Here is a 19,621-nt window from a genome sequence, read left to right on the forward strand (position 1 = left end):
CAGTCTCCTCGGCTCAGCGCTGGGCCGTCGGGCTCGTATCCTCGAGTTCGCGGAAACGTTCCAGCGCCTCGGTCTGGGCGAAATCGTCGAGCTCGAAGATCTGGCGCACCTCGATTTCCGCATCCAGGCCCTGCCCGCGCGGGTTCGGGAAGCGGCGCGCCCATTCGAGCGCTTCCTCGCGGGTGCGGGTGCCGATGATGGTGTAGCCGGCGATCATTTCCTTCGATTCCGTGAACGGGCCGTCGGTCACGCTGCGCTCGTTGCCGTTATAGCGGATGCGCCAGCCGCGGCTGCTCGGGTGCAGGCCGTTGGCGTCGAGCAGGACGCCGGCGCGCGCCAGTTCGCCGTGGTAGTCGGCCATCGCATTGAGCAAGTCTTCGCCCGGCATGACGCCGGCTTCGGACTCGGGGGTGGCCTTGACGATGATCATGAAGCGCATGTTCGTTCTCCTGTGTATGTAAAAAAGATGGACGGCCTGCAGGGCGCCTGCCCCGTCAACGCCGGTTCCTGACGACACGACGAACCGGCATCGCGCAAATCGACACCCCGCGCAAAAAATATTTTTTGGACGCGTTCAGGCCTCGTAGCACGGGGCCAGCGCCCGCACCTCGACCGTCGCCCATTCCGCCGCCGGACAGCGCGCCGCCAGCGCCAGCGCTTCGCCGTGGCTGGCGACGTCGACGTGGAAGAAGCCGCCGATCATTTCCTTGGCCTCGGCAAACGGGCCGTCGACGATGCGCGCCTGGCCACCTTCGAGCCGCACGCGGCTGGCCTGGCTCGAGGGCGCAAGCGACTGCGCACCCAGCAGCACGCCCTCGGCCGCCAGTTCGTCGCCGAAGCGCAGCATGCGCTCGTAGAGCGCGCGTCCCTCGGCTTCGCTGCGGGTGGCGCGCTGGCCGACGGGTTCGTGGATCAGCAACATATAGGACATCGGAATTACTCCACAGATATAGACGTAACGACAAGAGTATGCAACGCCGCAGTCAGCCAGTAAAGCATCGGGCGGGGCGCGGCAAGCCGGGTGCGCTCAATCGTGCTCCGTGGGAGTGTGCCGGTGCGGCGTCCGACACTTCCTACAGCGGTGGCGCGCTCGCTCCTATTGCCGTTCGCGCGAGCGGCGTTACCATCGTTACACCGTTAATCGACAGCAGGAGGCGAGGATGGGTGAAAACAAAGGCAAAGGTACGAAAGGCCGCAACTATGACGAACTGTCGGGCGTGGGCACGAGCAGCGCCGGGGTGACCGGCACCACCGGCAACCTGAACGACGGCGTGCGCGACGGCGGCATCGGCAAACCCTCCGCCGGAGACACGGGCAACCGCGCAGGCAGCCGCCAGTCGGCCGAGCCGGACGACGACTACACCACGCCGGCGCTCGGCACCGGGACCCGGTCCAAGCCCAGCGGCAATGTACAGGGCGGCAGCCAGCAAGGCAGCCAGCAGAGCGGCAGCCAGCAAAGCGGCAGCCAGCAGGGCGGCAAGCAGCAAGGCGGCTCGAGCCTCGGCAAGAGCCTCGACCAGGACGTGATGGGCAAGGAAAACTGAGCCCTCTTGATCCCGGCGCGCCGCGTTCCCGGACGAAGCGGCGCATGAACGTCTGAACGACGGCGGACACCCCGGCTACGGGGCGTCCGCCTGATCGCGTCCATATCCTCCTGTCCCGGAACCGTGCGACCATGCGGACGCGCCGTCCAAGCTATATTCCTCGTACCCATGCGATCACTCCTGCGCACGCTCGTTTCCACCTTCCTGCTGGCGGTCCTCGCCCTGGGCCTGTATGCCCTGGCCGGCCCCTGGGTGAAGAACATGCTGTACGCGATGCGCCTGGCCGCGATGCCGGCCGCGCAGGCCGTCCCGGTGCCGGTACGGGGCGTGCCGCCGCGCGCCCTGCGCGACACCTGGGGCGGCGCGCGCGGCGGCGGGCGCAAGCACGAGGGCATCGACATCTTCGCCAAACGCGGCACGGCCGTCACCTCGGCCACCGAGGGCATCGTCCTGCGCGTCGGCACCAACCGGCTCGGCGGCCAGGTGGTCTGGGTGCTCGGCCCCGGCGGCCAGCGCCACTACTATGCGCATCTGGACCGCTACGCCGACGTCAGCGCCGGCCAGCGGGTGCGCGCCGGCACCATCCTCGGCTATGTGGGCACCACCGGCAACGCCGCCGGCACGCCGCCCCACCTGCATTACGGCATCTACGAGGCCGGCGGGGCGATCAATCCCTATCCCCTCCTGCGCACGCCGAACCTGGCCGACGCGCGCCAGCCGGCCACCGTCAAACCCTGATCCGGCCGCCATGGGCGGGCGCCGCCGGCACGCTGCTTGTGCTTTAATCAAGTTTTCCTGAACCGCCGGAGTACCGATGTCCATCCCGCCGTCCCCACGCCCCGCCACGCCGGCCGATCTCGACGACGACACCCTGGCCTTCGTGCGCCGCGTGTTCCAGTACGCGCGCACCGGCGACGCCGGCGAGCTGTCGACCTTGCTGGGCCAGGGCCTGCCGCCCAACCTGCGCAACGAACGCGGCGACAGCCTGCTGATGCTGGCCTGCTACCACGGCCACCTGCCCGCCGCGCGCGCCCTGCTCGACGCCGGCGCCGATCCCGAACTCCTGAACGACGCCGGCCAGACGCCGCTCGCCGCGGCCGCATTCAAGGGCGACGCCGCCTGCGCCTCGCTGCTGCTCGAACGCGGCGCCCTGGTCGACGCTGCCGGCCCGAACGGCAAGACCGCCCTGATGATCGCGGCCATGTTCAACCGCGTCGACATCGCCCGCCTGCTGCTCGAGCACGGCGCCGACCCGCTGGTGCCCGACGCGGCCGGTATGTCGATCCGCGAGGCGGCGGCGAAGATGGGGGCGGAGGATGCGGTGGCCATGCTCACCGCGGCGATCGAGGCGCGCTGATTGCAAGCTGTCTGCCTGAACCACCCGGCACGGGTGTGCGGCATCGCGCCAGATGTAGGGTGGAGTCCCGACTCCACGCGTTCCGGCGCATAAAGAACCCGCGCCGTTTTCGACATCTAATGCGGCTGGCGTAAAAATTCCGTCGCCGCCTGCGCCGGCATCGGCCTACTGAACAAAAAACCCTGGAACAGGTCGCAGTCGCACGCGGCGAGCGCGTGATGCTGGGCGCTGGTCTCCACCCCTTCCGCCACGACGTGCATGTCGAGCTTGTGGGCGAGCGCCATGATGCCGGCGCACAGGTCGGCGTCCTTCGGGTCGTCGGCGATGTGTTGCACGAAGGAGCGGTCGAGCTTCAGGTAGTTCACCGGCAGCTGGCGCAGGTAGGCCATGGACGAGAAGCCGGTGCCGAAGTCGTCGATCGACAGGGACACCCCGCCGCCGCGCAGCCGGTGGAGGATGGCGATCGCCAGGTCCGGGTCGGACATCATCATCGATTCGGTCAGTTCCATCTCCAGGCAGCCCGGCGCGACCCCGTAGGCGCGCATCCGGTCGAACACGTAGTCGGGCAAGGCGGCGTTGGTCAGCTGGCTCGTGGACAGGTTCACCGAGACCGGGACCGTGCCCAGGCCGGCCTGGCGCCAGGCGGCGATCTGGCGGCAGGCCTGTTCGATGACCCAGCGGCCCAGCTGCAACAGCAGGCCGAGCTGTTCCGCGAGCGGGATGAAGTGGTCCGGCGCGACCAGGCCGACGCCGGGCCGGTTCCAGCGGATCAGGGCCTCGAAGCCGGCCACGCTGCCGTCGCGCCGCATCTTCGGCTGGTAGTGCAGGTCGAATTCGTCGGAGCCCATGGCGGCGCGCAGGTCGCGCTCGAGTTCGACGCGCTGCGCCACCGCCCCGCCCAGCTCGGGCGAATAGAAGCGGTACTGGTCGCGGCCGCTGTCCTTGGCCGCGTACATGGCCGCCTCGGCGCGCCCCAGCAGGTCGGCCGCGCTGTAGCGGTCGCCCTGCGACAGGCTGATGCCGGCGCTGAAGGCCAGGTGCAGCGGCTGGCGCAGCACCGCGTAGGGCTGGCCGAGGAAGGCGCGGACCTGCTCGACCTGGCGCGCCACCTCCTCGGTCGAGGCGGCCGCCGGCAGGGTGAAGGCGAACTCGTCCCCCGACAGGCGCGCCAGGCTGCCGAGCACGACGTTGCACTGCTGGAGGCGCTGCCCGACCAGCTGGATCAGCTGGTCGCCGATGCCCTGGCCGTAATTGTTGTTGATGAACTTGAACTGGTCGAGGTCGATGATGACCACCGCCAGGCGCGCGCCGGCCAGGGCCGACATCACCAGCTGCTCTTCGAGCGCCGATTCGAACATGGTACGGTTGGCCAGGCCCGTCAGCGAATCGGTGATGCGTTCCTGCTCGAGCCGGATGCGCAGGCCGCGCAGTTCGGTGATCTCGTTGGAAAAGCCGATCAGGCAGGCCGCCTGGCCCGGCAGGTGCAGCGGGATCTTGCGCGAATGGAAATGATGCTTGCAACCGTCTGCGCCGATAATCGTTTCCTCCCGAATTTCCGGGCCGGTGCCGGCCATGACCGCCAGGTCGTATTCGGTGACGCGCGCGGCCAGGTCGGGCGGCATCAGGTCGCGGTCGGTGCGGCCGACAAGTTCTTCGAGTTGCCGACCGTACAGTTCGAGCACGGGCCGGTTGGCGTACAGGTAGCGGCCTTCGAGGTCCTTCAGGTAGATCGCCGCGTCGACATTGGAAAGGATGGTGTCGAGCAACTCGTTGCGCTCGACCAGTTGCTCGACCGCGCGGCGCTGGGCGGTGATGTCGCTCGAGATCCCGCACAGGCCGACCACCCGCCGTTCCTGGTCGAACAACGGCAGCTTGACCGTGCGGAAGGTGCGGCATTCGCCGCTGCGCAGGCAGATCAGCTCGTCGGTATCGACCTTCTCGCCGCGCCAGACCTGGCGGTCGGTGGCCGACAGGCTCGACCGGGCGAGGTCGATGAAGGCGGCGTCGGTGCTCCCCAGGATCTGGGCGGCCGGCGCGCCCAGCGTGGCGGCGAGCGACTGGTTGACGAACTGGTAGCGCCCGGCCCGGTCCTTGACGTAGAAACAGGCTTCGAGCGTATCGACGAGCGTCCACAGGTAGCGCAGCTGTTCGATACCGGCTCCCTCCGCACCGTCGCCAGGGCCTGCGGGGCCCGGCGCTCCCTGCGCTTGTTCCATCCCCTTCCTCCCCCGGGACCGCGTCCGTCCCGCTCGCTCCTGCCCGGCAGTGCGGCCATGCGCCCTGCATGCAGTGCGCCCAGTGTAGCGCCATTGGTGCCGCTTCCGGCGCATCGGCCGCCAGCGGGACGGCCGGAGCGTGGAAAAGCGGCCACGGCAGCAATGGCCCGGCGAAGAGGAATTACTTGGTGACCGCCAGCACCGTGCGGCGCCCGCCCTTGAAGGTGTACAGGGTGATGGTGCCGTCGCGGATGTCGCCCTTCGCGTCGAAGGCGACCAGCCCGGTCACGCCCTTGTGCTGGATCTTCGCCAGCACCGGCAGGTATTTTGCCGGTGCGGTCGAGCCGGCCTTCGTCATCGCCTCCGCCATCGTCATCACGGCGTCGTAGGCGTAGGGCGCGTTGATCTGGACCTCGATCCCGAAGCGCTTCTTGTAGGCGGCGCGGAAATTGTCCATCGCCGCCTTGCCGGCCGCATCGACGCCGCCCGCCTCCGCGCAGAACACCTGGCCATCCGCCATCGCGCCGCCCGAGAGCTTGTGGATCTCGTCCGAGCAGATGCCATCGCCACCCATCATCTTCGTGTTCATGCCCAGCTGCTTCATCTGGCGCAGCATCGGCCCGGCGACCGAACTCATGCCGCCGAAGAAGACCAGGTCCGGTTTCGCCGCGCGGATCTTGGTCAGGATCGCATTGAAATCGGTGGCCTTGTCGTGCGTGAACTCGCGCGCGACGACCTTGGCGCCCTGCTGCTGCAAACTCTTGGCGAATTCCACTGCCAGGCCCTGGCCGTAGGCGGTGCGGTCGTCGATCACGGCCACGCGCTGCGCGCCCACGTTCTTGACGGCGTAGCGGCCCAGTGCCTGGCCCAGCTGCACGTCGTTGGCGACAACGCGGAAGGCGGTATTGAAGCCCTGCTGGGTGTATTTCGGGCTGGTGCTCGAGGGCGAGATCTGGGGAATCCCGGCCTGGTGGTAGATCTTCGAGGCGGGAATCGTGGTGCCCGAGGTCTCGTGGCCGACCACGCCGTTCACCCTGGCGTCGACCAGCTTTTGCGCGACGTTGGTCGCCTGCTTGGGGTCGCCGCCGTCATCCTCGGCCATCAGCTCGAACCGGACTTTCTTGCCGCCGACGACCACGCCGCGGCTGTTCAGGGCCTCGATCGCCATGCGGGCGCCGTTTTCGGTGTCCTTGCCAAAATACGAGACCGGACCGGTCACGGCGGCCGAGTGGCCGATCTTCACGACTTCCTGGGCCGGCGCCAGGCCAGCGGCCGACAACAGCGCGGCCGCGACTACAAACTTCTTCATGCATTCCTCTTGATGGCGATGGCGCCGGCCGATGCCGCCGGCGCAAAGGATCCACTATATCAAGGATGAGCGCGCCGCGTCGGCAAGCGATGCGCCAGGCGCAAGCGTAGGGTGGAGCCATTGAAGCCGGGGGCTTCAATGGCAACTCCACGCGCTTTCGACGCTCCAATAGCCGGGAACTCAGGCCGGTCGCGCCATATACAGTGCGACCGGCGGATACCCCGCCAGCGCCGCACGCGCCTCCGGCCCATCGCAGGCAGCTGCCCGGTACCCGAGCCGCTCCCAGAACGCCTGCGAATCCTGCACCGACACCAGCGCGCACCAGTCCAGCGCCTCGCGCCGCGCCAGCGCGTTCGCATGCTGCGCCAGGGCCCGCGCCAGTCCCAGGCCGGCCGCCCGCGGCGACACCGCCAGGTCGTGCAGGTAGAGGGTGTCGGGCGCGGCCGCCGGCGCGAAGCCCGCGCCCAGCGGCGTGACCTGGCCCAGCAGGCTGCGGTAGGCGAACAGGTAGCCGCACACGCCGCCCTCGCGGACGGCGGCGAAGGCCGTGTCGGCGGCCTGCTCCAAACGCGCGCGGACGACCGCGGCCGCTTCCTGCATCGCCGGGCCGTAGCACTCGGCCTGCACGCACAGAACGGCTGCGAGGTCTGCGGGGAGGAGCGGGCGGATGTGGAAGTTCTCTGGCGGCATCGGAAAGGCAGGCTGGCAAAACCCGCCATGCTAGCGCTTCCCGCGCGCTTTGCCCAGCCGCGGTGCCCGCACGCGCCGTCCCGCACCGACGTCACGCACCGATTCACGCACAACCGGGGCGCTGCGTCCGTCCGCCTTGCGGCATACTGGCCTTGCACGCCTGGCGCGCCATCGATGCGCGGCGGGCCGCCTGGCGGGTCTGCCCGCTGCACCCTGGGAGACCGCCAATGACCCATCCGCACGGCCGGCCCGGCCAGCAGGAAAGCGCGCAGGCAGTGCCGGCACCGCAGTTGCGCCTGCGCACCCTGCTCTACCGCTTCATCTTCTTCGACTGGCTGTTCGCCGACGTCGGCCGCGCCCGCACGCCGATCGAGCGCCACGCCGCCACCCAGCACAACCGCCGCATGAGCAAGTACCTGCCGATCTACCTGCGCCGCTGGTCCTTCCTCACCGTCCTTGCCTTTGCACTCGGCTGCCTGGTCGAGCGCGCCCTGCACGCGACCCTGCTCTCGGCCTGGTTCTTCACCTGGTCGTGCATCACCGCCACCGGCGCCGTTGTCATCACCGTGGCCTGGATCTTCCTCACCCAGCCGCAGCAGCCCTGACAAGCGAGCCCGGCACAGCGGAGGCCGGTGCCGATATAATCTTGCGCAGCCGCGCACGACCGCCCGGCATCACCTTTGGAAAGCATATGAAGAAAGCCCTGTCCCTGCTGCTGTTCGTGTCGAGTGCCGCACTGGCCGATGACGCCGCCGTCCTGAAATGCCGCGCCCTCCCCGATGCCCCTGCCCGCCTTGCCTGCTACGACGCCATGCCGCTCGGCGCCACGCCTGCCGCAGCCCCGGCCACCGCAGCGGCCTCCGGCGTCGCCGGTTTCGGCCGCCAATCCATCGCGCGCAAGGCCGACGAGGAGCCGAAGTCCATCGAGAGCACCATCGCCGGCGACTTCGAAGGCTGGGGCCCGAATGCCCGCATCAAGCTCGCCAACGGCCAGGTCTGGCGCGTCACCGACGACAGCTCGGCCGTGCTGCCGCGCCGCAGCAACACCAAGGTGCGGATCGAGCGCAATTTGTTCGGCACCCTGTTCCTGCACGTCGAGGGTACCAACAGCTCGGCCAAGGTACGCCGGGTCGACTGAGCGGCGCGCCCGCACTGCCATGGAACGGCGATGAGGAAAACCGAAGAACGGCGCCAGGCCATCCTGGCGGCCGGCCTTGAAACCTTCGCGGAATCGGGCTTCGACCGCGCGTCGATGTCCGACATCTGCGCGCGCGTCGGCTATTCGAAGGCGACGCTGTACGGCTATTTCGGTTCCAAGGAAGCCCTGTTCCTCGAACTCGTCGGGGAAGCGACCGAGGCGGGACTGGCCGCGACCCAGGACGTGCTGGGCGCCCCTGGCGCCGACCTGCCCGCGGCGCTCGCGCGTTTCGCCGAAGTCTACCTCGCCCACGGTTTTTCGCCCCGGGTCGCCATGCTGCGGCGCCTGCTGGTGTCGCAGGCCGGCCGTCCCGGTTTCGAAGGCGGGCACTACGACCTGGGCGCGGCGCGCACCATGGCGGCGCTGACCCGCTTCCTGCGCGGCGCGATGGACGCCGGCCGCCTGCGCGAAGCCGATCCGACCCGCGCCGCCCTGCACCTGAAAGGCCTGCTCGAAGCGGAATGGAGCAGGCGCTACCTGTTCGAGACCCCGCCCGCCCTCACTCCCGAGCAGATCGAGCGCACCACGGCGAGCGCGCTGTCGATCTTCATGGCGGCCTATGGCCCGCCAGGGGCCGCCGGCGTACATCCTGCCGCCACCCTGGAAGCATCATGAGCCTCCTCCGGACAGCCGGGATCGCCCTGCTGTTGTGCGCAGCGCTGCCCGCCATGGCGGCCGACCTGGCCCGCGGCGAGCGCCTGTTCGGCTCGCGCTGCGCCTCCTGCCACAGCGTCGGCCCGTCCGCGCGCAGCGCCTTCGGTCCCCAGCTCAACGGCCTGTACGGCCGGCGTGCCGGCAGCGCCCCGGACTACCGCTATTCGCCGGCGATGGCCAGGTCCGCCATCGTCTGGAACGACAAGACCCTCACGGCCTTCCTCGACGCGCCCGGCGACGTGGTGCCCGGCACCAAAATGCGCTTCTGGGGGATGAGCAACGAAGGCCAGGTAAGGGACCTGCTGGCTTACCTGCGCAGCATCCCGCCGGCGAAGTCGCGCTGACCCTATGGCCGCAGCCCGGTCGGGCCAGGGGCGCCTGGCGGCGGCGCTGCAGCCCCCGCGATCGCCTCCTGCTCGAGCATGTGCCTGCGAATCTGCTGCGCGCGCGCATGCTGGTCGTGCCTGCGCGCGATGTCGAGCGCCGTCATCCCCGATGCGGTGGCGGCGTCCACGTCGCTGTGCGGGAGGAGCAGCTGCACGCAGCGCTCGCTCCCGCTGGAGGCGGCCCACATCAGCGCGGTCCATCCGTCGGCGTCGCGCGCTTCCGGGTCGCTCACCGGCAGCAGCAGTTCGACGCAGCGGGGATGGCCGAACGCGGCCAGCATCAGGGCGGTCTCGCCGTCCCTGTCGCTGGCGAGGGCATCGCTCCAGGGCAGCAGCAGCCTGGCGTAGGCATCCTCGCCCTCGACACAGGCCAGCATCAGGGCGGTGCGTCCCCAGCAATCGGTGCTGCGCGCCGCGCCGGGATCGCTGTCCAGGATGCGTTGCAACGCGCGCAGGTTCTTCCGTTCGACCGCAGAAAAGATGTCCATTTGTCCGTCTCTCTCAGGTTGTCCCGCCCGGGCGGCAGGGCTGGTCCTCAGCGCTGGGCGATGCGCGACGTCAGGACGACGACCTGGGCCGTCCGCCGGTCGGGGACATAGCTCATCATCATCTCGTCGCCCCAATTTCCGCGGTTGAATTCCATCGTCACGTTGCCGTCGCCCGACACGAACCGGTAGGGCGCCACGGGAACCAGGCGCAGCGGCTTTTGTTCGTCGATCGTGACGTCGATATGGCGGGACGCGGTACGCACCCGCATGTACCAGCCGTTCGACATGTCGTACGCGCCGGCGATCTGGCGCGCCTGCTCGGGCCTGACCCAGGTGCCGCGGGCTGGAGCGGTGACCTGCACGGTGGAGCTCGGTAGAGTGTCCTGCGGATACGGCAGGGTTTGGGCGCCCGCGCCGCCGGCGCACAGCAGCGCGGCGGCAGACAGGCAGGTTGACAGGGAGCGCATGATCGTTCCTTCACGAAGCGGTAACAGGCCTTCGGTACAGGCGTCGCGCGGAAAGCGTGAGGTCGAGCCGTTGGGAAGCTGCGGCGCCGGCACTGCGCACCGCGGTCATTCCAGTCTAGGCCAGCAAGCGCCGGCTGGAAAGGAAGCGGACGCGGGTATCACGAAACAATCTCGCTCGCCGGCCTTTCAGATCTGCGCGCAATGAGGCCGGCCGACGAGTCAGGACTCCGGTGAAGCCATGGAGGAGGCCATTGGCCTCATCCAGCCCTGCGAAGGCGTACCGCCCTGGTCACCGCCCCGCGAGGAAGGCCCGCGCTTCGGCCTGGAAGCGCTGCGGCTGGTCCCACATGATGAAGTGGGCGCTGTCCGGGATGCGCCTGATCGTCAGCTGCTTCACCGGCGCGTACCCGATCCGGTAGCCGGCGTCGAACTGCTCCGGCGGCACCGGCACGCTCTTCGGCTGGATGTACAGCACCGTGACCGGCACCCTGATCCTGGGCAGCTGGGGAATGAGGTTGGTGACGAACAGTTCATGGTAGGCGCGCACGCCGACCTCGAAATCGCTGTCCAGCGCGTCCTTGATCGCGACCGGGCGCATCGCCTCCGTGTCGACCATCGCATGGATGGTCTCGATGGCGCCCCGGTTGCGCTGCTCGGGCGTGGCGGCGCGCATGCCGGCGGCGATCTGGTCGGCCAGCGCCTCGACCCGCGCAGGCGGGGCCGCCGGGCCGGCGTACAGCATGCCGAGGTAGGGGAACATGTCGACCACCATCAGGCGCGACAGCACGTCCGGGTGGCGGCTTGCCAGCAGCATGCCGATGGTGCCGCCCAGCGAATGGCCGATGAGGGCCGGCCGCTCCAGCTTCGCCGCGCGGATGTAGCGGACGATCTCCTCGGCCACGGGAGCGGCCACGGCGCCCTCGCTGTTGGCGCCGGCCGGCTGGCCGGCGAAGCCCGACAGGTGCACCAGGTGGTAGCGGTAGCCAGGGAGGGCCGCCACCGTCGAGGCCCAGGCGCGCGGCGAGGAATTCAGGCCGGGGATCAGGATGACGTCGGGGCCCGTTCCTTCGACGCGCACGCTGACGCGGTTCGAGGCGAAGGGGGCGGCGAGCACGCAGGCCGCCGGCAGGAATGCGAGGGCCGCCACTGCGGCGGCGGTGAAGACACGGCGCGAAGACGACATGGATGGCATCGGGGCTCCTCGTGGTTGGACGAAACGCAAGCCGGCCAGTCTAGTGCAGGCAGCCAGGGTAGGGTTTGACGCATCGCTACAGGAGCGGACGTCGGCCGCGCCCCATGCGAAGCGACGCGCCGGCTCAGCGCTTCTTGCCGTGCAGCGCCTGGCGCGAGCGCTTGCGCTCCTCGGCCTTCTCGAAACGGCGCTTCTGCTCCTCCGTTTCCGGCACCAGCGGCGGCACCGCCTGCGGCTTGCGGCTGGCGTCCACCGCGACCATCGTGAAATAGCAGCTGTTGGCGTGGCGCTGGGTGCGCTGCTGGATGTTCTCGGTGACGACGCGGATGCCGATCTCCATCGAACTGGTGCCGGTGTAGTTGACCGAGGCCAGGAAAGTCACCAGTTCGCCGACGTGGATCGGCTGCAGGAACATCACCTGGTCGACCGACAGGGTCACGACGTAGGAACCGGAATAGCGGCTGGCGCAGGCGTAGGCGACGCTGTCGAGGAATTTCAGGATGGTGCCGCCGTGGACGTTGCCCGAAAAGTTCGCCATGTCGGGCGTCATCAAGACCGTCATCGTCAGTTCGTGGACCGGTCGTCCGTGGTGGTCGTTCATGGCACATTCCTGGGTATGAGTGGAACATCGAGCGTCCATTCTACGGCGCTTTGCCCGTCTTTACTTTCAGCCTTGCAATTTATCGACGACGGGTTGGCCCAGCCGGTAGCTGCCTTCGGCCGCGAGCTGGCCGCGGCAATACAGGGCCCAGGACTCCAGCTCCTGCCCCTGCGCCAGCACGACGGTGGCGCCGAGCGGGATGGGCGCACGAAAGCGCACCGAGATCGCCGTCACGCGCCGGCCCGCCACCTGCTCGAGGCGGGCGGCGGTCTTGCCGACCGAGTGCATGCCGTGGATGATCGGTTCGCGCAGTCCCATCAGGCGCGCGGTCCAGCCGGCCAGGTGGATCGGGTTCCAGTCGCCCGAGACGCGGGCATAGGCCCTTCCGGCGGAGCGCGGCAGGGTCCATTCGCCGATCGGCGCACCTGGGCCGGCCGCCGGCGCAGGCGACCGGGCGCCGCGTTTGCCGCGCACGGCGAGATAGGTGCTGGTGCAGGTGAAGACATGCGTCTCGCCACACCAGCCCTCGGTCTCGAGCGCGCAGTAGACGGCGCCAGATGCGCTGGGCGGCAGGATCTCGATGCGAGTGTCGAGGCGAACTGGTGCACTGAGCGGCCCGGACGGCGGCGCGCCGTGCGCGACGAGCGCGTTCTCGACATGGACCATCCCGGCGATCCGGTAGGGGAAGGCCGGCGCCAGCATCGTCACCAAGTGGGCGCGCTGGACGGCGAGGTAGTAGTACGTGAGGGGCACCGTGCCGGGCGCGAAACCAAGGGCGGCGCCGTAGCGCGCGATGTCGGCGCGGTCGGACAGGTCGGCCAGGAAGCGCGACGTGAGCGGCCCGGCCGCCGGCCCCGAGACGGCATGCGGGCGCTTGAAGAGCGCGCGCAGCAGCAGGCCGGCGCCCATCGGGGGCAGCGATGCTGGCGCGGTTTGCCCCTTGTCGAGCGAACGAAACAAGTATTCCTCCCAAAATGACCGAACAAGCATCGCTTCTTCGACGCTCTCGCAATATTCACGTCACGAAAAGTGCGTGATTGGCTGATAATACCGCCTGACGACGCACTACCGCACTGTCGCGTACTTTTGTATCCCGGAGACCGTATGAGCAATGACCGCCAATCGACCCTGTCGATCCAGAAAAGTTTGATGCCCCTTCCACCCGCCGACCGTTCGGCACTGCTTGCCAATCCCGGTTTCGGCCGCGCGTTCAGCGACCACATGGTCACGATCCGCTACACCGAAGGCCGCGGCTGGCACGACGGCAAGGTCGAAGCGCGCGGCGCCCTGCCGCTCGACCCGACGACCATGGTGCTGCACTATGCCCAGGAAATCTTCGAAGGCATGAAGGCCTACCCGCAGCCGGACGGCGGCGCCGCCCTGTTCCGCCCGGACGCCAATGCGCGCCGCTTCCGCAAGTCGGCCGAACGCCTGGCGATGGCGCCGCTGCCGGAAGAACTGTTCCTGGAATCGGTGCACGCGCTGGTCTCCGAGGACCGCGACTGGATCCCGCAGGCCGAAGGTTCTGCCCTGTACCTGCGCCCCTTCATGATCGCCACCGAAGCGGCGCTGGGCGTGCGCCCGGCCGCCGAATACCTGTACTGCGTGTTCGCGTCCCCTGCCGGTAACTACTTCAAGGGCGGCGCCGCCGGCGTGACCCTGTGGGTGTCCGAGAACTACATCCGCGCCGCGCCCGGCGGCACCGGCGACGCCAAGTGCGGCGGCAACTACGCCGCCAGCCTGGCGGCGCAGGCCGAAGCGACCCGCGAAGGCTGCGACCAGGTCGTGTTCCTCGACGCGGTCGAGCGCAAGTGGGTCGAAGAACTGGGCGGCATGAACATCTTCTTCGTGTTCGCCGACGGCTCGATCCAGACGCCGCCGCTGACCGGCACCATCCTGCCGGGCATCACCCGCGATTCCCTGATCGTGCTGGCGCGCGACCTGGGCCTGACGGTGCGCGAAGAACCGTACTCGATCGACCAGTGGAAAGCGGACGCCGCCAGCGGCCGCCTGACCGAAGCCTTCGCCTGCGGCACCGCGGCCGTCGTCACCCCGATCGGCAAGGTCAAGGGCCGCGGCTTCGAAGCGGCCATCGGCGACGGCGAAGCCGGCGCTGTTACTACCCGCCTGAAGTCGGCCCTGCTCGACATCCAGAACGGCCGCGCCGAAGACAAGCACGGCTGGATCCAGCGCGTGTTCTAAGCTGGCCCTGCCCGGACGGTGCGCGCGCGCCGTCCGGGCACTCTCTGCGTTCCCTCCCCCGGCCGCACCGACTTTTGTTTCTAGTTTGCAACAAAAGTCGATCCCTCCTTGTTTCGAAACACTTGTATCTTTATCATGCCTGTCACCTGGCGGCGCGAGCCCGCGTCCCGTAGAAAACCAACGACAACGACATGAAAAATCTTGCACTTGCAGTTACCCTCGCGCTCGCCTCGCTCGGCGCGGCCCACGCCCAGGACTCCATCCCCGCACCTGCACCGACCCCGACCTACGTGGTGGTCGACCCCCTGGCCAAGCCGCTGCGCTTCGTGATCGGCGCCGGCCTGACCCATGGCGGCGACAAGCTGGCCACGCAGTACTACGAGGACGATTACAGCATCGACCTGAACGGCGGCGACAGCATCGCCCTGCTGGCAGGCCTGGACTACCGCATCAACCAGCAATTCTCGGTGCAGGGCACCATCGGCTACCACTTCGACGACGCCAGCGCCCGTAACGGCAGCATGCGTTTCGAGCGCATCCCGCTCGAGCTGCTGGGCTACTACCACGTCAACGACCAGGTGCGCGTCGGCGGCGGCATCCGCCATGTGACCAATACCGAATTCCGCAGCGGCGGCGCGAGCGACATCGGCGACTACCAGTTCGACGATTCGACCGGCGCGGTGGCCGAGCTGGAATACATGTACTCGCACCGCATCGGCTTCAAGCTGCGCTGGGCCAACGACGAGTTCAAGGAGAAGCGCTCGCGCATCCCGGTCAAGGGCGACCACATCGGGCTGCTGGTGAACTTCTACTTCTGACGTCCTCCCCGCCTTCACGGAAAACCACGAGCGATCGTGGTTTCTCCATGCCCCGCCCGGCCGGGCGCCTCGTCGGGTTATGATGCGCCAGCCCGCACAACACGACACCCTATGCTCAAGCTCAGCCTGGACGCCCTGCTCACCGTCGACACCATCGCCCGCCGCGGCTCCTTCGCCGCCGCCGCGAAAGAGCTGTACCGGGTCCCATCCACGATTTCCTATACCGTCTCCAAGCTCGAGGAAGACCTCGGGGTGCAGCTGTTCGAGCGCTTCGGCCCGCGCGTCGAACTCACCGAGGCCGGCGCCGAGCTGCTCAAGGAAGGCCGCTACCTCCTGAAGGCGGCGGGCGACCTCGAACGGCGCGTACGCCGGGTCGCCTCTGGCTGGGAGACCGAATTCACCATCGCCATCGACTCGATGCTCACGCCCTGCGGCCTGATGGACGACATCACGGCCTTCTACGAGGTCGCGGACCAGACCCGCCTGCGGCTGATGAAGGAAGAATTGTCCGGCACCTGGGAAGCGCTGATCGAGCGCCGCGCCGACCTGCTGATCGGTGCGGCCGGCAGCGGGCCTTCTGGCGGCGGCTATACCGCCATTCCCTTCGGCAGCGTGTCCTTCGTGTTCGTGGTCGCACCGGGCCACCCGCTGGCCGGGGCCGCGCATCCGCTGGCCAAGGCGGACCTGGCGGCCTGGCGCGCGGTGTCGGTATCGGATTCGGCGCGCCAGCTGGCGGCGCGCACCGTGGGCCTGCTGTTCGGCCAGGACACGCTGGCCGCGCCCGACCTGCAGACCAAGTACGCGTTCCAGCGCGCGGGCCTGGGCTTCGGCTTTCTGCCCGAGCCCTGGGTGCGCGAGGATATCGCGCAGGGCCGCTTCATCCTGAAAGAGGTCGAGGAGCCGAAGCCGGACGAGACCCTGTATCTGGCCTGGCGCACCGGCGAAGAAGGGGCCGCGCTCGCGTGGTGGCGCGAGCGCATGCGCGACGGCGCGGCGTTCGCGCGGATGCTGCAGCAGCCCTGACGCGGTTTCGGACCAGGCCTGCGTCGCTGCGCGAGGTTGATTGCGTCATGCCAGCCGCCGATGCGGGTTATGCCGGCGTAGCGACGCGTGGAGTCGGGACTCCGGTGAAGCCGTGGAGGAGGCCATTGGCCTCCTCCACCCCTACGCCTGCGGCAGCTTAGTGCGGTAAATCGAACAGCAGCACTTCCGCCTGGTCCGCGCCGGTGAGCGAGACCGTCGCCTCGTCGTCGATGCGCACCGCGTCGCCCGCCTTCAGGGCCACCCCGTTCACCGTCACGCTGCCGCGGGCCACGTGGGCGTAGCCGATGCGCCCTGCCTGCAGCGGGAAGCTGACCGCGTCGTCGCCGTCGAGGATGCCGGCGTAGAGCGAGGCGTCCTGGCGGATCGTCACCGAGCCTTCGCGGCCGTCGCTGGAAGCCACCAGGCGCAGGCGGCCGGTTTTCGAGGCGGCGTCGAAGTGCTTCTCTTCGTAGCCGGCCGGCCCGCCGATCTCGTTCGGCTGGATCCAGATCTGCAGGAAGTGCACCGGCTCGGTACGCGAGCCATTGAACTCGCTGTGGACCACGCCCTTGCCCGCACTCATGCGCTGCACGTCGCCCGGACGCAGCACGGAACCGTTGCCCATGCTGTCCTTGTGCTCGAGCGCGCCGTCCAGCACGTAGCTGATGATTTCCATGTCGCGGTGGCCGTGCGAATCGAAACCGCGTCCTGCCGCCACCCGGTCCTCATTGATCACGCGCAGCGGGCCGACGCCCATGTGGGCCGGGTCGTGGTAGTGGCCGAACGAGAAAGTGTGCTTCGAGTCCAGCCAGCCGAAATTGGCGACGCCGCGTTCTTCTGCTTTACGAACTTTCAACATGATGCGCTCCTTTTATTGTCGGCTTATTCGAAGGATTCGAATCTCGCTGCCGTCCCGGCTCTCCCGGTCCGGCCTGTGCCGTGTTGTCGATGGAATGCATTATGCGCGTCGACCCGGGAATCAAAAAGCGAGTAGTTTGCCGGGCTATCATCGAAATTTTCGAATACCTTATTCGTCTTCTGACCGGGCACGTATTGCGCTGCCGATTGCCCCTGTACCGGTGCGGGTCAGACGGCGGGCCCGTCACCCTGGGCCAGGCGCGCCAGTTCGGCCTCGCTGAAGCCGGCGCGGCGGCGCGCCTCGAGGTTGAACGGTCCCTTCAGGACCGGGGCCTTGTACCGTACGACGAGCTCGTCATAGGTGGCGCGCGGTTCCCGCCCCTGCTGCTCGCACAGGAAGCCGTACCAGCGGTTGCCGATCTCGACGTGCCCGACTTCGTCGCGCAGGATGATGTCGAGGATGGCGGCGGCGGCCAGGTCGCCGGCCTGCGCCAGCTTGGCGCGCAGCGGCGGGATCGCATCGAGCCCGCGTGCTTCCAGCGTGCGCGGCACCAGCGCCATGCGCGCCAGCGGATCGCCGCAGGTTTTCTCGACCATCTCCCACAGGCTGTCGTGGCCGGGAAAATCGCCGTAGGCATAGCCGAGCACCTCCAGGTGCGCGGACAGCAGCGAGAAGTGATACGCCTCTTCGCCCGCGACCTGCAGCCAGTCGAGGTAATAGGCCTCCGGCATGCCGGGGAAGCGCCACAGCGCGTCGAGCGCCAGGTTGACGGCGTTGAATTCAATGTGCGCGAGCGCGTGCACCAGCATCGCCCGCCCTTCGACGGTGGCCATCGAACGGCGGCCGACCAGGCGCGGCGATACCAGTTCGGGACGCGCGGGCCGGCCGGGAATGGCGCCGGTTGTCTCCAGCGCGCCTCCGCTGTCGACCATTGCGGCACCGCTGGCCTGCGCCTGCGCCAGCACGGCCACCGCGTCGGCCTTGGCGCGCGGGTCGGTCAGCAACAGGCAGTGCAAGGCTGCGGCGCGCAGCTCGATCGGGTGGGACATGGAGCGATCCATCGGACAAAGGGGACAGTTTACCAAACCCGGGGCGCGCCGGCCCAGCCCGGCGGCTGCTAGACTGGCGCGAACCCGGCTTCTGGAGCGATCATGAAACGCCTGCGTGCCCTCGTGCTTGCATTTGCCTGCAACACTGCCCCAGGTCTGCACGCTGCCGAACCGACCCTCGCGCTATTGGCCGGCAAGGTGTTCGACAGCGAGCGCGGCGTCATGACGGGAGAACAGGTCATCCTGGTCCAGGACGGCAGGATCGCCGCGATCGGCGCCGGCGTGGCAGTGCCGGCCGGCGCCCGGGTCATCGACCTGCGCGCCCACACCGTCCTCCCGGGCCTGATCGAATCCCATGCCCACCTGCTCCAGGAGCATCCCGGCGACGAGCACAATACCCTGACGGTGACCAAGGCGGTGGCAATCGAGGGCGACGCCCTGCGTGCCCTGCGGGGGGCGGCGCGCGCCAAATCCTACCTGGACGCAGGCTACACCACCGTGCGCGACCTGGGAAACGCCGGGCGCTTCGCCGACGTCGCCCTGAAGCGCGCGATCGCCGAGGGTAGCGTCCCCGGGCCGCGCCTGTTCGTCTCAGGGCCGGGACTGGCGCCCGAGGGCGGCCAGGCGCCGGGGCTGGCTCCGGGCCACGGCGCCATCGTCGACGGCGACTACCGGATCGTCCGCGGACGCGAGGATGCGCGCCAGGCCGTGCGCGAGAACCTCTACGGCGGCGCCGACCTCATCAAGATCTATTCGAACAGTTCGCCCAACAAGGCAATGCTCTCGGTCGACGAAATGCGCGCGATCGTGGACGAGGCCCACCTGTACAAGATGAAGGTCACGGCGCACGCCACCACCGACCTTGCGATCCGGCGCGCACTGGAGGCGGGCGTGGATGCGATCGAGCACGGTTACGCAGTGGACGACGCCACGCTGGCGGCCATGCGCAGCAAGGGCGTCGTCCTCGTCCCGACCGATATGGATTTCTCGCTGGCGGAAAAACAGGTGCGCAAGCTCGCCATGCCGCTGACGGAGGCGCAGATAAGGAATCTGGCCACGCCCTACCATGAACGACTGCGCCGAGCGCGCCGGGCGGGGGTGACGATTGCAGCCGGCTCCGACATGTACATGGCGCTCGGCCCTGGGCGCGGCAACGCTGCCAGGCGCGTGCTGTTCGCCTACGCGGAGGCAGGGCTGCCGGCGCGGGATATCCTGCAGGCCGCGACCATCCACGGCGCCCGGCTGCTCGGTGAGAGCGGGCTGGGGATGCTGGTCAAAGGTGCGCACGCCGACATCATTGCCGTCGAAGGCAATCCGCTCGAGAACCTCGCCGCCATCGAGGAGGTGGTATTCGTGATGAAGGGTGGTGCCGTCGTCAGCACACCGCGGGAGCAGCCGCGCAGTAGCCACGCGCCACGCTGAGGCTTGGCGGCCAACCCTGCCGCCGCCACTGCAGTCTGACGGGCTCTTTCTGTCGAAAAATCTTACACAGACGGCAACTCAATTTCCCGAGAGAATGCTAAGTAACTGTTTATAAAAGATGTTTATTTTCTGGCACGAAACATGCT

At 68.5% G+C, this 19,621-nt stretch carries 23 protein-coding genes; 11 read left to right on the top strand and 12 right to left on the bottom strand.

All coding sequences use genetic code 11. The features are described from left to right. Positions 1–13 precede the first annotated feature (13 nt). A complete protein-coding gene (locus ACWCIA_RS13510; RefSeq protein WP_454164017.1) occupies positions 14–439 on the bottom strand; it encodes a YciI family protein in 426 nt (141 codons plus the stop codon). Between the two features lie 135 nt (positions 440–574). Then, the gene (locus ACWCIA_RS13515; RefSeq protein WP_454164019.1) at positions 575–931 is read right to left on the bottom strand and encodes a YciI family protein; all 357 of its coding nucleotides are present in this window, start codon (positions 929–931) and stop codon (positions 575–577) included. Between the two features lie 229 nt (positions 932–1,160). On the opposite strand from ACWCIA_RS13515, the gene ACWCIA_RS13520 reads away from it, so the two are divergent. The 3 genes from ACWCIA_RS13520 to ACWCIA_RS13530 all read left to right on the top strand — a co-directional run bounded on the left by ACWCIA_RS13520 (position 1,161) and on the right by ACWCIA_RS13530 (position 2,901). Further along, positions 1,161–1,544: a hypothetical protein gene (locus tag ACWCIA_RS13520; RefSeq protein WP_454164021.1), complete on the top strand. Its 384-nt coding sequence runs from the start codon at positions 1,161–1,163 to the stop codon at positions 1,542–1,544. Between the two features lie 168 nt (positions 1,545–1,712). After that, positions 1,713–2,282 (top strand): M23 family metallopeptidase, encoded by a 570-nt coding sequence (locus ACWCIA_RS13525; RefSeq protein WP_454164023.1) that lies wholly within the window; start codon positions 1,713–1,715, stop codon positions 2,280–2,282. Positions 2,283–2,358: 76 nt separating this feature from the next. Continuing rightward, positions 2,359–2,901, top strand: a complete 543-nt coding sequence (locus tag ACWCIA_RS13530; protein WP_454164025.1) for an ankyrin repeat domain-containing protein — start codon at positions 2,359–2,361, stop codon at positions 2,899–2,901. Between the two features lie 116 nt (positions 2,902–3,017). Here ACWCIA_RS13530 and ACWCIA_RS13535 read toward each other — a convergent pair whose 3' ends face one another. The 3 genes from ACWCIA_RS13535 to ACWCIA_RS13545 form a co-directional block, all read right to left on the bottom strand. Then, a complete protein-coding gene (locus ACWCIA_RS13535) occupies positions 3,018–5,117 on the bottom strand; it encodes a putative bifunctional diguanylate cyclase/phosphodiesterase (RefSeq protein WP_454164027.1) in 2,100 nt (699 codons plus the stop codon). A gap of 181 nt (positions 5,118–5,298) precedes the next feature. Further along, the gene (locus tag ACWCIA_RS13540; RefSeq protein ID WP_454164029.1) at positions 5,299–6,426 is read right to left on the bottom strand and encodes a branched-chain amino acid ABC transporter substrate-binding protein; all 1,128 of its coding nucleotides are present in this window, start codon (positions 6,424–6,426) and stop codon (positions 5,299–5,301) included. A 180-nt stretch (positions 6,427–6,606) separates the two neighbouring features. Then, entirely contained in the window at positions 6,607–7,116 is a 510-nt protein-coding gene (locus tag ACWCIA_RS13545; protein WP_454164030.1) for a GNAT family N-acetyltransferase, read from the bottom strand. A 227-nt stretch (positions 7,117–7,343) separates the two neighbouring features. Between ACWCIA_RS13545 and ACWCIA_RS13550 the strand changes: the two genes are divergently transcribed. The 4 genes from ACWCIA_RS13550 to ACWCIA_RS13565 all read left to right on the top strand — a co-directional run bounded on the left by ACWCIA_RS13550 (position 7,344) and on the right by ACWCIA_RS13565 (position 9,312). Further along, the gene (locus ACWCIA_RS13550) at positions 7,344–7,721 is read left to right on the top strand and encodes a hypothetical protein (protein ID WP_454164031.1); all 378 of its coding nucleotides are present in this window, start codon (positions 7,344–7,346) and stop codon (positions 7,719–7,721) included. An 86-nt stretch (positions 7,722–7,807) separates the two neighbouring features. Next, the gene (locus ACWCIA_RS13555; protein ID WP_454164033.1) at positions 7,808–8,254 is read left to right on the top strand and encodes a hypothetical protein; all 447 of its coding nucleotides are present in this window, start codon (positions 7,808–7,810) and stop codon (positions 8,252–8,254) included. A gap of 30 nt (positions 8,255–8,284) precedes the next feature. Next, entirely contained in the window at positions 8,285–8,929 is a 645-nt protein-coding gene (locus ACWCIA_RS13560; RefSeq protein WP_454164035.1) for a TetR/AcrR family transcriptional regulator, read from the top strand. Next, positions 8,926–9,312, top strand: coding sequence for a c-type cytochrome (locus tag ACWCIA_RS13565; protein WP_454164037.1), 387 nt, complete (start codon positions 8,926–8,928; stop codon positions 9,310–9,312). Before ACWCIA_RS13560 ends, ACWCIA_RS13565 begins: the two co-directional genes overlap by 4 nt. Before the next feature lie 2 nt (positions 9,313–9,314). On the opposite strand, the gene ACWCIA_RS13570 is transcribed toward ACWCIA_RS13565, so the two are convergent. The 5 genes from ACWCIA_RS13570 to ACWCIA_RS13590 form a co-directional block, all read right to left on the bottom strand. Further along, a complete protein-coding gene (locus tag ACWCIA_RS13570) occupies positions 9,315–9,842 on the bottom strand; it encodes an ankyrin repeat domain-containing protein (protein WP_454164039.1) in 528 nt (175 codons plus the stop codon). A gap of 47 nt (positions 9,843–9,889) precedes the next feature. Next, entirely contained in the window at positions 9,890–10,309 is a 420-nt protein-coding gene (locus tag ACWCIA_RS13575) for a hypothetical protein (protein WP_454164041.1), read from the bottom strand. A 289-nt stretch (positions 10,310–10,598) separates the two neighbouring features. After that, positions 10,599–11,501, bottom strand: coding sequence for an alpha/beta fold hydrolase (locus ACWCIA_RS13580; protein ID WP_454164043.1), 903 nt, complete (start codon positions 11,499–11,501; stop codon positions 10,599–10,601). Positions 11,502–11,625: 124 nt separating this feature from the next. After that, on the bottom strand, positions 11,626–12,102 hold the full coding sequence (locus ACWCIA_RS13585; protein ID WP_454164045.1) for an acyl-CoA thioesterase: 477 nt from the start codon (positions 12,100–12,102) through the stop codon (positions 11,626–11,628). 66 nt (positions 12,103–12,168) lie between these two features. Then, positions 12,169–13,062, bottom strand: a complete 894-nt coding sequence (locus ACWCIA_RS13590; RefSeq protein ID WP_454164046.1) for a MaoC/PaaZ C-terminal domain-containing protein — start codon at positions 13,060–13,062, stop codon at positions 12,169–12,171. A 144-nt stretch (positions 13,063–13,206) separates the two neighbouring features. On the opposite strand from ACWCIA_RS13590, the gene ACWCIA_RS13595 reads away from it, so the two are divergent. The 3 genes from ACWCIA_RS13595 to ACWCIA_RS13605 all read left to right on the top strand — a co-directional run bounded on the left by ACWCIA_RS13595 (position 13,207) and on the right by ACWCIA_RS13605 (position 16,145). Then, positions 13,207–14,304: a branched-chain amino acid aminotransferase gene (locus tag ACWCIA_RS13595; RefSeq protein ID WP_454164048.1), complete on the top strand. Its 1,098-nt coding sequence runs from the start codon at positions 13,207–13,209 to the stop codon at positions 14,302–14,304. Between the two features lie 191 nt (positions 14,305–14,495). Continuing rightward, positions 14,496–15,122: a hypothetical protein gene (locus tag ACWCIA_RS13600; protein WP_454164050.1), complete on the top strand. Its 627-nt coding sequence runs from the start codon at positions 14,496–14,498 to the stop codon at positions 15,120–15,122. A gap of 111 nt (positions 15,123–15,233) precedes the next feature. Beyond that, a complete protein-coding gene (locus ACWCIA_RS13605) occupies positions 15,234–16,145 on the top strand; it encodes a LysR substrate-binding domain-containing protein (protein WP_454164052.1) in 912 nt (303 codons plus the stop codon). Positions 16,146–16,302: 157 nt separating this feature from the next. Here ACWCIA_RS13605 and ACWCIA_RS13610 read toward each other — a convergent pair whose 3' ends face one another. Together ACWCIA_RS13610 and ACWCIA_RS13615 are read right to left on the bottom strand one after the other, a co-directional pair. Then, positions 16,303–17,004, bottom strand: a complete 702-nt coding sequence (locus tag ACWCIA_RS13610) for a pirin family protein (protein WP_454164053.1) — start codon at positions 17,002–17,004, stop codon at positions 16,303–16,305. Between the two features lie 227 nt (positions 17,005–17,231). After that, a complete protein-coding gene (locus ACWCIA_RS13615) occupies positions 17,232–18,053 on the bottom strand; it encodes a ferritin-like domain-containing protein (RefSeq protein WP_454164055.1) in 822 nt (273 codons plus the stop codon). A gap of 102 nt (positions 18,054–18,155) precedes the next feature. Between ACWCIA_RS13615 and ACWCIA_RS13620 the strand changes: the two genes are divergently transcribed. Continuing rightward, positions 18,156–19,475, top strand: a complete 1,320-nt coding sequence (locus ACWCIA_RS13620; protein ID WP_454164056.1) for an amidohydrolase family protein — start codon at positions 18,156–18,158, stop codon at positions 19,473–19,475. Positions 19,476–19,621: the final 146 nt, after the last annotated feature.

It is taken from the genome of Massilia sp. SYSU DXS3249, assembly GCF_053668055.1.